Source organism: Nocardioides sp. 31GB23 (genome assembly GCF_040012395.1).
Classification (GTDB): domain Bacteria; phylum Actinomycetota; class Actinomycetes; order Propionibacteriales; family Nocardioidaceae; genus Nocardioides; species Nocardioides salarius.
The window spans coordinates 15,431-27,941 of sequence record NZ_JBDYKJ010000024.1; the positions used below are offsets into that span (position 1 = coordinate 15,431).

Genomic DNA, 12,511 nt, shown 5'->3' on the forward strand with positions numbered 1-12,511 from the left:
GCCGGTGGGCGTCAGACCCGCACGCGGTCCCCCAGGTCGTCGCGGTGCTCGTGGTGCATCCGGTGCCGCTCGCGGGTCGTGGTCACCTGCTCGGGCTGGATCTCGGCGATGGCCAGGCCCTCCTCCTCGCCGAGCCGGGCCAGCGGGTGGCCCTCGGGGTCGTAGACGGCCGAGCCGCCGATGAAGGAGCTGGCCCCGCAGCTGCCAGTGAGCCCGGAGAGGACGACGTAGAACCCGTTGTCGAGCGCGCGGGCGGCGTAGTAGAGGTCGCGGCGGTGGGCGCCGCCGGGGAAGTACGCCGCCGAGCACAGGTAGCCGAGCGCGCCGGCGTCGCTGGCGGCCCGGGCGTGCTCGGGGAAGCAGCCGTCGTAGCAGGTGGACAGGCCCAGCTCGACGCCGTCGACGACGACGGAGGCGCCATGGTCGCCGGCCTCGAACCACTCCCGCTCGGGCTGGTCGACGTGCTGCTTGTCGTAGGGCAGGTGGGCAGCGACCCCGTCGCCGGCCGCCCCGTCGGGCCGCACCACGAGGGTCGACAGGGTGCGCCGGGAGCCGCGGTCGAGCGCGGTGCCGACGACCACCGTCACACCGGTGCGCAGCACCTGCTCGCGCACCGGGTCGAGCCGGGGGCCGGTGAGGTCGGCGGGCCCGGGCAGGCTGCCGGCGAAGACGGCGGCGTCGTAGCCGGTCAGGAACGCCTCGGGCAGCACCAGCACCCGCACCCCCTGGTCGCCGGCCAGCGCGGCCAGGCGCGCGGTGGTGCGCAGGTTGGCGTCGAGGTCGCCCGGCACGGCCGCCGCCTGGCCGGCGGCGACGCGCAGCGCGGTGGTCGCGATGCTCACGGTGTGCTCACGGTGTGATCACCACACAGGCCTACTCGACGACGACCTCGACGCGCTGGAACTCCTTGCAGTCGGTGTAGCCGGTGGTGGCCATCGACCGACGCAGCGCGCCGATGAGGTTCATGGTGCCGTCGGCGACCCGGGAGGGGCCGAAGAGGATCTCCTCGAAGGTGCCGACGGTCTCGAACTGCACCCGCTGGCCGCGGGGCAGCTCGGCGTGGTGCGCCTCGGTGCCCCAGTGGAAGCCGCGCCCCGGGGCGTCGCTGGCGCGGGCGAAGGGCGAGCCGACCATCACGGCGTCGGCCCCGCAGGCGATCGCCTTGGCGATGTCGCCGGACCGGCCGATCGAGCCGTCGGCGATGACGTGGACGTAGCGCCCGCCCGACTCGTCGAGGTAGTCGCGGCGCGCGGCCGCGACGTCGGCGACCGCGGAGGCCATCGGCACCGCGACGCCCAGCACGGTGCGGGTGGTGTGGGCCGCGCCGCCGCCGAAGCCGACGAGGACGCCGGCGGCGCCGGTGCGCATCAGGTGCAGGGCGGCCTGGTGGGTCGCGCAGCCACCGACGATGACGGGCACGTCGAGCTCGTAGATGAACTCCTTGAGGTTCAGCGGCTCGGCCTGGCTGGAGACGTGCTCGGCCGAGACGGTGGTGCCGCGGATGACGAACATGTCGACCCCGGCGTCGACGACGGTCTTGGCGAACTCCTTGGTGCGCTGCGGCGAGAGCGACCCGGCGACGGTCACGCCGGACTCGCGGACCTCGCGCAGGCGCTGGGTGATCAGCTCGGCCTTGACCGGCTCGAGGTAGATCTCCTGCATCCGGCGCGTCGCCTCGGTGCCGGTCAGCCCGGCGACCTCCTCGAGCAGCGGCTCGGGGTCCTCGTAGCGGGTCCACAGGCCCTCGAGGTTGAGCACGCCCAGGCCGCCGTGGCGGCCGAAGGCGATCGCGGTGCTCGGCGACATCACCGAGTCCATGGGCGCGGCCATCACCGGAAGGTCGAAGCGGTAGGCGTCGATCTGCCAGTGCGTGCTGACCTCCTCCGGGTCGCGCGTGCGCCGGGAGGGCACGATCGCGACGTCGTCGAAGGAGTAGGCCCGGCGGGCACGCTTGGCGCGGCCGATCTCGATCTCGCTCACGGGGCCAGGCTAACCGCTGGCCCGCGCCGCCGGCTCAGTGGTGGGCGTGCTCGGTGCCGGCGTGGCCCTCGGGCTCGATCTGGAAGGTGGAGTGCTCGATGGCGACGTCGAAGTGCTCGGCCACGCACTCCTGCAGCTCGCGCAGCACCTCGCCCGAGTGTCCCGACTCGAAGCAGGCCCGCTGCATGGTCACGTGGGCGGTCAGCACCGGGAGGTCGGAGGAGACCCGGGTGACGTGCAGGTCGTGCACGTCGACGACGTGGCGCACCTCGAGGATGTGGCGGCGCACGTCGGCCAGGTCGAGCCCCGGCGGCACCGACTCGAGCAGCACCCGGGTGCTGTCGCGCAGCAGCAGCAGGGTGCGCGGCAGGATCAGCAGCGCGATCAGCAGGCCCGCGACGCTGTCGGCGCGCACCCACCCGAACGCGGCGATCAGCACCGCGCTCACGATCACCGCCACCGAGCCCAGCGCGTCGTTGGCGACCTCGAGGTAGGCCGCGCGCATGTTGAGGTTCGAGCGGCGGCCCCCGGTCAGCACCGCCAGCGCGACGAGGTTGGCCACCAGGCCGACCACGCCGAAGACCAGCAGCGACGTCGACGGCACGTCGGCGGGGGTGACCAGGCGGCGTACGCCCTCGACGAGCGCGAAGCCGCCCACCGCCAGCAGCAGCGTGGCCTGGGCCAGGGCGGCGATCACCTCGGCGCGCCGCAGCCCCCAGGTGTGCCGGTCGGTGGCCGGCCGGGTCATCAGCACGCTGGCCACCAGGGCCATGCCCAGCCCGACGGTGTCGGTGAGCATGTGGGCGGTGTCGACCAGCAGCGCCAGGCTGCCGGTGACGACCGCACCGACCGCCTGGGCGACGACGACCACGCCGGTCAGCGCCAGGGCGGTGCCCAGCCGGGCGCGGTTCGCCCCCGCCCCGTGGTCGTGCCCGGCTCCCATGCCCGACTCCTCCCCCGCGATCAGCGCCCGGTGTAGTTGGGCGCCTCGACGGTCATCTGCACGCCGTGCGGGTGGCTCTCGTTGAGCGAGGCCGAGGTGATCCGCACGAACCGGCCCTTCTCCTGCAGCTCGGGCACGGTGCGCGCGCCGACGTAGAACATCGACTGGGTCAGCCCGCCGGTGAGCTGGTGGGAGACCGCGGAGAGCGGGCCGCGGTAGGCGACCTGACCCTCGATGCCCTCGGGCACGATCTGGTCGTCGCTGGTGACCTCGGCCTGGAAGTAGCGGTCCTTGGAGTAGGACTTCTTGCCGCGGCTCGACATCGCGCCGAGCGAGCCCATGCCCCGGTAGGACTTGTACTGCTTGCCGTTGACGAAGACCAGCTCGCCCGGCGACTCCTCGCAGCCGGCCAGCAGCGAGCCGAGCATCACCGCGTCGGCGCCCGCGACGATCGCCTTCGCGATCTCGCCGGAGTACTTCATGCCGCCGTCGGCGATCAGCGGCACGCCGGCCGGCCGGGTGGCCAGCGACGCCTCGTAGACCGCGCTGACCTGGGGCACGCCCACGCCGGTGACGACGCGGGTGGTGCAGATCGAGCCGGGGCCCACCCCGACCTTGACCGCGTCGGCGCCGGCGTCGACGAAGGCCTGGGCGCCCTCGCGGGTCGCGACGTTGCCGCCGATGACCTGCACGTGGCGGGTGGCCGGGTCGCTCTTGAGCCGGGCGACCATGTCGAGCAGCAGCCGCACGTTGCCGTGGGCGGTGTCGGCGACCAGCACGTCGACGCCCGCCTCGACCAGGGTGGTGGCGCGCTGCCAGGCGTCGCCGAAGTAGCCGATCGCGGCACCGACGAGCAGCCGGCCGTGGGCGTCGTACGACGCGTGGGGGAACTGCTCGCTCTTGACGAAGTCCTTGACGGTGATCAGGCCGGCCAGGCGGCCCTGGTCGTCGACCAGCGGCAGCCGCTCGCGCTTGTGCTTGCGCAGCAGGGCGGTGGCCTCGTCGCGGGAGATGCCGACCGGGCCGGTGATCAGCGGCATCGGGGTCATCACCTCCTCGACCTTGAGCGTCGACCACTCCGCGACCGGGGTGAAGCGCAGGTCGCGGTTGGTGATGATGCCCAGCAGGCACTGGTCGGCGTCGACGACCGGGAGGCCCGAGACGCGGTACTCGCCGCAGAGGCGGTCGAGCTCCTCGAGGGTCGCGTCGGGGCCGATGACCACGGGGTTGGAGATGATGCCCGTCTGGGTCCGCTTGACCAGGTCGACCTGGTAGGCCTGGTCCTCGATCGAGAGGTTGCGGTGCAGCACGCCCATCCCGCCCTCGCGGGCCATCGCGATCGCCATCCGCGACTCGGTCACGGTGTCCATCGCTGCGCTGACCAGCGGCACCTTCAGCGAGATCTCGCGGGTCAGGCGCGAGGTCGTGTCGATGTCGGCCGGCGCCAGGTCGGAGTGACCGGGCAGCAGCAGCACGTCGTCGTAGGTGAGGCCGAGGGCGGCGAACTTCTCCGGGATCTCCACCCGTTCATCGTACGGGCGACGGCGGTGCCCGGCGCTGGCGGAGGGCGCGTCTCGCGTCACACCGGTGCCGAGCCGACCTCCAGCGGCCGCAGGCCCTGCACCGGCACCCGCACGGTCAGCTGGTCGGAGGCCAGCCGGATGCGTCCGTGCATGCCGGCCGCCAGCACCAGCGGCAGCACCGCGCGGTTGTCGGCGGTGGTGCTCAGCGCGACCTCGCGGGCGCCGAGGCTCAGCGCCAGGCGCGACGCGGCGACCAGCAGCCGCGTCCCCACGCCGCGGCGTCGCCAGGCCGGGTCGACCCGCAGCACCAGCGGCAGGCAGCCGTCCTCGAGCTCCTGGCTCGCCGGCTCGCCGGGCAGCCCGAGGCTCGCGCGGCCCACGACCACGTCGGCGACCACCGCCGAGACCACCCGGCCCTCCACGACGTACGACGGCCGCGCACCGTCGCCGAGGCGGCGACCTGCGACCGGGGCGGCCATCGCCGGGTCGGGCCGTCCGCGCCGCAGCACGTCGGTCACCAGCTCGGCGACGGCGACGCCGCGCGCCCGCTCGGTGTCGGTGAAGGGGGTGGCGCGGCGTACCTGCACGAGCACGTCGCCGACCGTCATCTCCAGCAGGTCGCCCCCCGGGCCCTGGTCGGGCTCGGTGTCGAAGAGCGCGGCCACCACCTCGGGGAAGCTCTCGGGCGAGGCCAGCACCTGCCGGGCGGCCTCGACGTAGCGGGTGGGCTGGTCGGTCAGCGCCGCGCCGGTGCACGGGGTGGAGAAGACGTGCCGCCAGCCGGCGGACTCCACCAGCACCGCCACGTCGGCCTCGCCCCAGTCGCCCGGCACGTCGACGACCACCTCGTCGGTGACCTCGTCGACGCCGGGGAAGACCTGCATGGCCCGGATGTCGGCGCCCGCCTCGGCGCAGCGCTGCGCGAGCGCGGCGAGACCTCCCGGGCGGTCCGGCGAGCTGGCCCGCACCTTCCACAGCATGGGTTCCTCCTCCGTGGGCCCGCTCCGACGGCGGGCTGTGGACTACGTTGGCCCACCGACGTTGCGGCGACGTTTCGGTCGTGGGTCGTGCGGTGACGAGCCGTCGAGCGGAGGTGGGCGATGGGCCGGGAGCGCCGCTTCGTGCTGCTGGTCGCCCTGGTGGCGGGTGGGCTGCGGCTGGTCGGGCTGTTCCGGCCGGTGCGCCCCGACGAGGCGGGCTTCACGCTCGTGGCACGCGCGTGGGCGCCGAGCGCCGACAGCGTCTACGGGCCCTACTTCGTCGACCGGCCGCCGTCGCTGGTGGCCACCTACGGCGCCGCGGACTGGCTCGCCGGGCCGCTCACGGTGCGGGTGCTGGGGGCGGCGGCCGTGACGGCGCTGGTGCTGCTGGCCGCGGTGACCGCCCGGCTGGTGGCCGGGCCGTCGGCGGCACGGTGGACCGCGGTGCTGGTGGCGGCGCTGTGCGTGACCCCGCTCATCGACGTGGTCGCCACCAAGGGCGAGCTGCTGGGCCTGCCGCTGGTGATGGGCGGCTGCCTGCTCGCGCTGCTGGCGCTGCGGCGGGCCGAGGGTCGGCGCGCGCTGCTGCTGGCCGGTGCCGCCGGCACGGTGTCGGCGACCGCGCTGGGTCTCAAGCAGAGCCTCGTGGGTGGACTGGTCTTCGGCGGGGTGCTGCTCCTGGTCGCGGCGCTCGGGCGCGAGGTGACGCTGCGCCGGGGCGCGGCCCTCGCCGGCGCGGCGCTCGTGGGGGCGGCGGTGCCGGTGCTGGCCACGCTCGGCTGGGCGGTGGCTGCCGGCGTACGGCTCGAGGCGCTGGGGTACGCCGTGTGGGCCTTCCGCGGCGACGCCTCGGCGGTGCTGGCCGCGCAACCTGCCTCGGCACCCACCGAGCGGGCCGCGCTGCTGGTGGTCGTGGCGGCCGGTGCCGGGATGGTCGCGGTCATCGGCGGCCTGCTGGTGCACGTGCGCGACGAGGTCGGCCGCGACGCACCCGTGACCTGGGCGGTGCTGGCGATGCTGGGCGCCGACACCGCGGCGCTGGTGGCCAGCGGCTCCTACTGGCGCGACTACCTGCTGGTGCTGGTGCCCTCGACGGCGCTGGCCGCGGCCCTGCTGGTGCGGCGACGCTCGAAGCGCGGCGCGGCGATGCGGGCGGTGGTCGCCGCGACGGCGGTCTCGAGCGCGGTCTCGCTGGTGGTGTGGGGTGCGGTGCAGCTGCTCGACCTGCAGGAGCTCGACGAGGCCGACACCGGCGCGGCCCTGGCCGCGGCCGCCGAACCGGGCGACACCCTCACCGTCTTCGGCGGGCGCGCCGACCTGCAGCTGAGCAGCGGGATGGACTCGCCCTACCCCTACCTGTGGAGCCTGCCGATGCGCACCCTCGACCCCGAGCTGGAGCGACTGCAGGAGCTGCTGGCCTCACCGCGGCGACCGACGTGGTTCGTCGAGTGGGTCCACCTCGGCGCCTGGACGCCGGAGGCGGGTGCCGCGCTGCGCGAGGTCCTCGAGGAGCACTACGTCGAGGTGGGCGGTGCCTGCGGGGACCACCGGGTCTACCTGCGCCGCGACGCCGAGCGGCCCGCGCCGCAGCCCCGCTGCCACGGCTGAGCCCCGGCGCCGCGGGACGTCATACGTCTGGCACGAGCGGACGTCCTGCCCGTATGACGTCCTGGGCGGTCACCGGGACGACGACGGCCCGCCCGGGTCTCCCCGGACGGGCCGTCGTGCGGTGCGGCGCGTGCTGCGCCGCGGGGTGGATCAGTGCGTGATCAGTGCCTGATCAGTGACCGTGGCCGTGGCCGTGGCCGCCGGCGGCGGACTCGTCCTCGTCCTCGGGCTTGTCGACGATCAGCGTCTCGGTCGTCAGCAGCATGCCGGCGATCGAGGTGGCGTTGACCAGCGCGGAGCGGGTGACCTTGACCGGGTCCAGGACGCCCTGGGCGACCAGGTCGCCGTACTCCTCGGTGGCGGCGTTGTAGCCGTTGCCGACGCCCATCTCGCGGACCTTGGTGGTCACGACGTAGCCGTTGACGCCACCGTTCTCGGCGATCCAGCGCAGCGGCTCGTCGGCCGACTTGCGCACGATGCGCACGCCGACCGCCTCGTCGCCCTCGAGGCCGAGGTCCTTCTCGAGCACCGAGACGGCGTGGATCAGCGCGGAGCCACCACCGGGGACGATGCCCTCCTCGATCGCGGCGCGCGTCGCGGAGACGGCGTCCTCGATGCGGTGCTTCTTCTCCTTCAGCTCCACCTCGGTGGCGGCGCCGACCTTGATCACGCAGACACCGCCGGCGAGCTTGGCGAGGCGCTCCTGGAGCTTCTCGCGGTCCCAGTCGGAGTCGGTGTTCTCGATCTCGGCCTTGATCTGGTTGACGCGGCCCTCGACGGCGGTGGCGTCGCCGGCACCGTCGACGATGGTCGTGTTGTCCTTGGTGATCACGACGCGACGGGCCTGGCCCAGCACCTCGAGACCGACCTGGTCGAGCTTGAGGCCGACCTCGGGGGCGATGACCTGACCGCCGGTCAGGGTCGCGATGTCCTGCATCATCGCCTTGCGGCGGTCACCGAAGGCCGGGCTCTTGACCGCGACGGCGTTGAACGTGCCGCGGATCTTGTTGACCACCAGGGTCGAGAGCGCCTCGCCCTCGACGTCCTCGGCGAGGATGAAGAGCGGCTTGCCGGCGGCGATGACCTTCTCCAGCAGCGGCAGCAGGTCGGCGATCGCCGAGATCTTGCCCTGGTGCAGGAGGATGTAGGGGTCGTCGAGGACGGCCTCCATGCGCTCCGGGTCGGTCACGAAGTACTGCGACAGGTAGCCCTTGTCGAACTGCATGCCCTCGGTGAAGTCGAGCTCGGTGCCCATCGAGCTGGACTCCTCGACGGTGATGACACCGTCCTTGCCGACCTTGTCGAAGGCCTGCGAGAGCAGGTCGCCGATGACCTTGTCGCGGCTGGAGATGGTGGCCACCGAGGCCATGTCCTCCACCGAGTCGACCTCGCGGGCCGCCTCGAGCAGCGCGTCGCCGACGGCCTTGGCCGCCGCGTCCATGCCGCGCTTGAGACCCATCGGGTTCGCACCCGCGGCCACGGCGCGCAGGCCCTCGTGGACCATCGCCTGGGCCAGCACCGTCGCGGTGGTGGTGCCGTCGCCGGCGATGTCGTTGGTCTTGGTGGCGACCTCCTTGGTGAGCTGGGCACCGAGGTTCTCGAAGGGGTCGTCCAGCTCGATCTCCCGCGCGACGGTCACGCCGTCGTTGGTAATCGTGGGGGCGCCCCACTTCTTGTCGAGGACGACGTAGCGGCCCTTGGGGCCGAGGGTCACCTTGACGGCGTTGGCGAGGGCGTCGACGCCGCGCTCGAGCGCGCGGCGGGCGTTCTCGTCGAACTCCAGGATCTTGGGCATGTGGATGCTCCTAGGTCAGTGGTGTGGGAGATGAAACGGGCCCGGGCGCCATGCGACGCGGGTCGCAGGGCGACCGGTCGGCATGACGCCCGGGCCGGTGGATCAGTTGACGATCGCGAGGACGTCGCGCGCCGAGAGGATCAGCAGCTCCTCGCCGCCGTACTTGACCTCGGTGCCGCCGTACTTGCTGTAGATGACCTTGTCGCCCACGGAGATGTCCATCGGGACGCGCTCGTCGCCGTCCTCGTTGAAGCGGCCCGGGCCCACGGCCACGACCTCGCCCTCCTGGGGCTTCTCCTTGGCCGTGTCGGGGATGACGAGACCCGAGGCGGTGGTCTGCTCCGCCTCGAGCGTCTTCACGACGATGCGGTCCTCGAGGGGCTTGATGTTGATCGACACGTTGGATCGACCTCCACTTTCTTGCACACGTTGGCTGGTGGAAAACGTAAAGGGGTGCTCGCAGGCCCTGGCACGCCGTCGCGGGGGTCGCGCCGACCTGGTGAGCGCTGGCACACTCACGGGGAGAGTGCCAGTCCAAAAACTAGCACTCCCCCTCGAGGAGTGCCAGAGCGGGAGGGCGGTGACAGGATCGCCCGATGGACCTCGACGCCTTCCGGTGGCTGCTCACCGACGACGGCCAGGCGCTCCTGGCCCGCGCCGAGGAGCTCGACCCGGGCGACCCGCTGCGCGCCCAGACGGCCCTGCGCCGCCACGCCGACGCCGAGCACGCGGCCGCCGCGCTGACCCAGGCCGGGCTGCGGCGTCGGGCGGTCGCCAAGTTCGGCGACCTGGCCGCGCGGCTCTACTTCACCCCCGACGGGCTCGAGCAGGCCACCCGCCTGGCCGTCGCCCGCCACCGCGCGGCGCGGCTGCGGGCCTTCGACGCCCTGAGCCTGGTCGACCTCGGCTGCGGCATCGGCGGCGACCTGCTCGCCGCGGCCGAGACCGGCATCGTCAGCGTCGGGGTCGACCTCGACCCGGTGCGGGTCGCTGTCGCCGGCGCCAACCTCGCGGCGCTCGACCTCGACGGCGTCGTCAGCGTCGTCGACGCGACCACGATCGACACCTCCCCCTTCGACGTCGCGTACGCCGACCCCGCGCGCCGCTCGGCGCGCGGTCGCAGCTTCGACGTCGACGACTGGACTCCCCCGTGGTCGTTCGTCGAGTCCCTGCTGGCCCGCGACTCCTGCGTCAAGGTCGCGCCGGGCATCCCCCACGACCTGGTGCCCGAGGGCGTCGAGGCCGAGTGGGTCAGCGACCACGGCGAGGTCAAGGAGGCCGCCCTGTGGTCGGGCCGCCTGGCCACGACCCGCCGTCGCGCCACCGTCATCGGCGACGGCGGGCTGGCCACCCTCACCGACGAGGACGACCCGGGCGCCGGCGTACGACCGGTGGGCCGCTTCCTCTACGAGCCCGACGGGGCGGTGATCCGGGCCGGCCTGGTGACCGCCGTGGCCGCGGCGTGCGACGGCGGGCTGGTCGACGAGCACATCGCCTACGTCACCACCGACGCGGACGACACGGCCACCCCCACCCCGTTCGCCCGCGGCTACGAGGTGCTCGAGGAACTGCCCTACCGCGAGAAGGCGCTGCGCGCCGCCCTGCGCGAGCGTGGCGTGGGCCGGCTGACCATCAAGAAGCGCGGCGTCGACGTGGTGCCCGAGGAGCTGCGCAAGCGCCTGGCCCTCTCCGGCGACGCCGAGGCCACGATCGTGCTGACCCGGGTGGCCGGGGCCGGCACCGCCCTGCTGGTCCGCCCCCTCTGACCCCACCCGCGCCCCCAGGACGCGGACAGTCCCTGACGTTCCTCACCGCGACACGCCGTCGAGGTGTGTGGAACGTCAGGGACTGCCCGAGCGCCATGGGTCAGGAGGTGCCGAGCGCCGCCTTCTCCGCACCGATGGTGGTGTCGGGGCCGTGGCCGGTGTGCACCACGGTCTCCTCGGGCAGCGCGAAGAGCCGCTCGCGGATCGACGTCTTGATGACGTCCTCGTCGCTGTACGAGCGTCCGGTCGCACCGGGGCCGCCCTGGAAGAGCGTGTCGCCGGTGAAGACGACGCCCAGCGAGGGCGCGTGGAAGCAGACCGCTCCCGGGGCGTGGCCGGGGGTGTGGATGGCCTGCAGGCGGGTGCCGCCGACGAGGATCTCGAACCCGTCGCCGAGGTCGACGTCCCAGAGGTGGTCGGTGTGGGTGAGCTCCCACAGCGGCCGCTCGTCGGGGTGCAGCATGATCGGTGCCACGACCCGCTCGCGCAGCTCGGGGGCGACGCGGCAGTGGTCGTCGTGGGCGTGGGTGAGCAGGATGGCGCGCACCGCCCGGTCACCGACCAGCTCCATGATCGCGTCGACGTCGTGCGGCGCGTCGATGACGACGCACTCGGTGTCGTCGCCGACCACCCAGACGTTGTTGTCGACCTCGTGGGTCTCCCCGTCGAGCGAGAAGGTCCCCGAGACGACGGCGTGGTCCACGCGGGCGGTCATCAGAGCACCACCACCGATCGCAGCACGTCGCCGTGGTGCATCTTGTCGAACGCGGCCTCCACGTCGTCGATGCCGATCTCCTCGGTGACGAACGCGTCGAGGTCGAGGCGCCCGGAGGTGTAGAGGTCGACGAGCATCGGGAAGTCGCGGCTGGGCAGGCAGTCGCCGTACCAGCTCGACTTCAGCGCCCCGCCGCGCCCGAAGACGTCGATGAGCGGCAGGTCGGGCACCTTCATGTCCGGCGTCGGCACCCCGACCAGCACCACGGTGCCGGCCAGGTCGCGGGCGTAGAACGCCTGCTTCCAGGTCTCGGGGCGACCCACGGCCTCGACCACCACGTCGGCGCCCTCGGCGCCCGGGTAGGTCTCGGCGCAGATCCGCTTGATCTCCTCGACCGGGTCGACCTGCGAGGAGTCCACCGTGTGGGTGGCGCCGAGCTCGCGGGCCTTCTCGAGCTTCTTGGGGTCGATGTCGACGGCGATGACGGGGCTGGCGCCCGACAGCGCGGCACCGGCGACCGCTGCGACACCGACACCGCCGCAGCCGATCACGGCGGCCGAGCGGCCCCGCGTGGTCTGGCCGGTGTTGATGGACGCACCGATGCCGGCCATCACGCCGCAGCCGAGCAGGCCGACCGCGGCGGGACGCGCCTCGGGGTCGACCTTGGTGCACTGGCCGGCGGCGACGAGGGTCTTCTCGGCGAAGGCGCCGATGCCCAGCGCCGGCGACAGCTCGGTGCCGGCGTCGTCACCCTCGGCCAGCGTCATCTTCTGGGTCGCGTTGTGGGTGTTGAAGCAGTACTGCGGCTCGCCGCGGTTGCAGGCGCGGCAGTCACCGCACACCGCCCGCCAGTTGAGCACCACGAAGTCGCCGGGCGCCACGCTGGTGACACCCTCACCGACCGACTCCACGACCCCCGCGGCCTCGTGGCCCAGCAGGAACGGGAACTCGTCGTTGATCCCGCCCTCGCGGTAGTGCAGGTCGGTGTGGCACACACCGCACGTCTGCACCTGCACCACTGCCTCCCCCGGGCCGGGGTCCGGGACGTTGATCGTGGTCACCTCGACGGGTGCGCCCTTGGCGCGCGCGACGACGGCCTTCACCTGCTGCATGTGCGATCTCCTCGATCGGTCCGGATGGCTACCGGACCATGCAACCCCATCCAGGAGGGCGAGGGCACCCCCGGGGAGGCGGTTCCAAC

Annotated in this window: 11 protein-coding genes; 2 read left to right on the forward strand and 9 right to left on the reverse strand. The window is 73.3% G+C overall.

From position 1 onward, the window contains the following. Positions 1-11: 11 nt before the first annotated feature. From ABKW28_RS09640 to ABKW28_RS09660, 5 genes are read right to left on the reverse strand one after another with little or no spacing between them, the layout of a single operon-like run. Positions 12-842: a carbon-nitrogen hydrolase family protein gene (locus ABKW28_RS09640; RefSeq protein WP_348608766.1), complete on the reverse strand. Its 831-nt coding sequence runs from the start codon at positions 840-842 to the stop codon at positions 12-14. A 31-nt stretch (positions 843-873) separates the two neighbouring features. Beyond that, a complete protein-coding gene (locus tag ABKW28_RS09645) occupies positions 874-1,980 on the reverse strand; it encodes a GuaB3 family IMP dehydrogenase-related protein (RefSeq protein WP_193666982.1) in 1,107 nt (368 codons plus the stop codon). Between the two features lie 34 nt (positions 1,981-2,014). Continuing rightward, positions 2,015-2,923 carry a cation diffusion facilitator family transporter gene (locus tag ABKW28_RS09650; RefSeq protein WP_193666981.1) on the reverse strand — a complete coding sequence of 303 codons (909 nt, stop codon included), beginning with the start codon at positions 2,921-2,923 and terminating at the stop codon, positions 2,015-2,017. A 20-nt stretch (positions 2,924-2,943) separates the two neighbouring features. Then, positions 2,944-4,446 carry an IMP dehydrogenase gene (gene guaB / locus ABKW28_RS09655; protein WP_348608769.1) on the reverse strand — a complete coding sequence of 501 codons (1,503 nt, stop codon included), beginning with the start codon at positions 4,444-4,446 and terminating at the stop codon, positions 2,944-2,946. Between the two features lie 56 nt (positions 4,447-4,502). Further along, complete coding sequence (locus ABKW28_RS09660) at positions 4,503-5,426, reverse strand: GNAT family N-acetyltransferase (RefSeq protein ID WP_193666979.1); 924 nt, start codon at positions 5,424-5,426, stop codon at positions 4,503-4,505. Between the two features lie 120 nt (positions 5,427-5,546). Here ABKW28_RS09660 and ABKW28_RS09665 point away from each other — a divergent pair, with 120 nt between their 5' ends. Continuing rightward, positions 5,547-7,034 (forward strand): hypothetical protein, encoded by a 1,488-nt coding sequence (locus ABKW28_RS09665; RefSeq protein ID WP_348608771.1) that lies wholly within the window; start codon positions 5,547-5,549, stop codon positions 7,032-7,034. Between the two features lie 172 nt (positions 7,035-7,206). On the opposite strand, the gene groL is transcribed toward ABKW28_RS09665, so the two are convergent. Both groL and groES read right to left on the reverse strand, forming a co-directional pair. After that, the gene (gene groL, locus ABKW28_RS09670) at positions 7,207-8,829 is read right to left on the reverse strand and encodes a chaperonin GroEL (RefSeq protein ID WP_193666977.1); all 1,623 of its coding nucleotides are present in this window, start codon (positions 8,827-8,829) and stop codon (positions 7,207-7,209) included. 102 nt (positions 8,830-8,931) lie between these two features. Beyond that, entirely contained in the window at positions 8,932-9,228 is a 297-nt protein-coding gene (gene groES / locus ABKW28_RS09675; protein WP_179614115.1) for a co-chaperone GroES, read from the reverse strand. A 197-nt stretch (positions 9,229-9,425) separates the two neighbouring features. On the opposite strand from groES, the gene ABKW28_RS09680 reads away from it, so the two are divergent. Continuing rightward, positions 9,426-10,595: a class I SAM-dependent methyltransferase gene (locus ABKW28_RS09680; protein WP_348608774.1), complete on the forward strand. Its 1,170-nt coding sequence runs from the start codon at positions 9,426-9,428 to the stop codon at positions 10,593-10,595. Positions 10,596-10,695: 100 nt separating this feature from the next. Here the strand turns inward: ABKW28_RS09680 and ABKW28_RS09685 are convergent, their stop codons facing one another. Together ABKW28_RS09685 and ABKW28_RS09690 are read right to left on the reverse strand one after the other, a co-directional pair. Further along, complete coding sequence (locus tag ABKW28_RS09685; RefSeq protein WP_193666975.1) at positions 10,696-11,310, reverse strand: MBL fold metallo-hydrolase; 615 nt, start codon at positions 11,308-11,310, stop codon at positions 10,696-10,698. Continuing rightward, positions 11,310-12,422 carry an S-(hydroxymethyl)mycothiol dehydrogenase gene (locus ABKW28_RS09690; protein WP_204797252.1) on the reverse strand — a complete coding sequence of 371 codons (1,113 nt, stop codon included), beginning with the start codon at positions 12,420-12,422 and terminating at the stop codon, positions 11,310-11,312. Before ABKW28_RS09690 ends, ABKW28_RS09685 begins: the two co-directional genes overlap by 1 nt. Positions 12,423-12,511 lie beyond the last annotated feature (89 nt).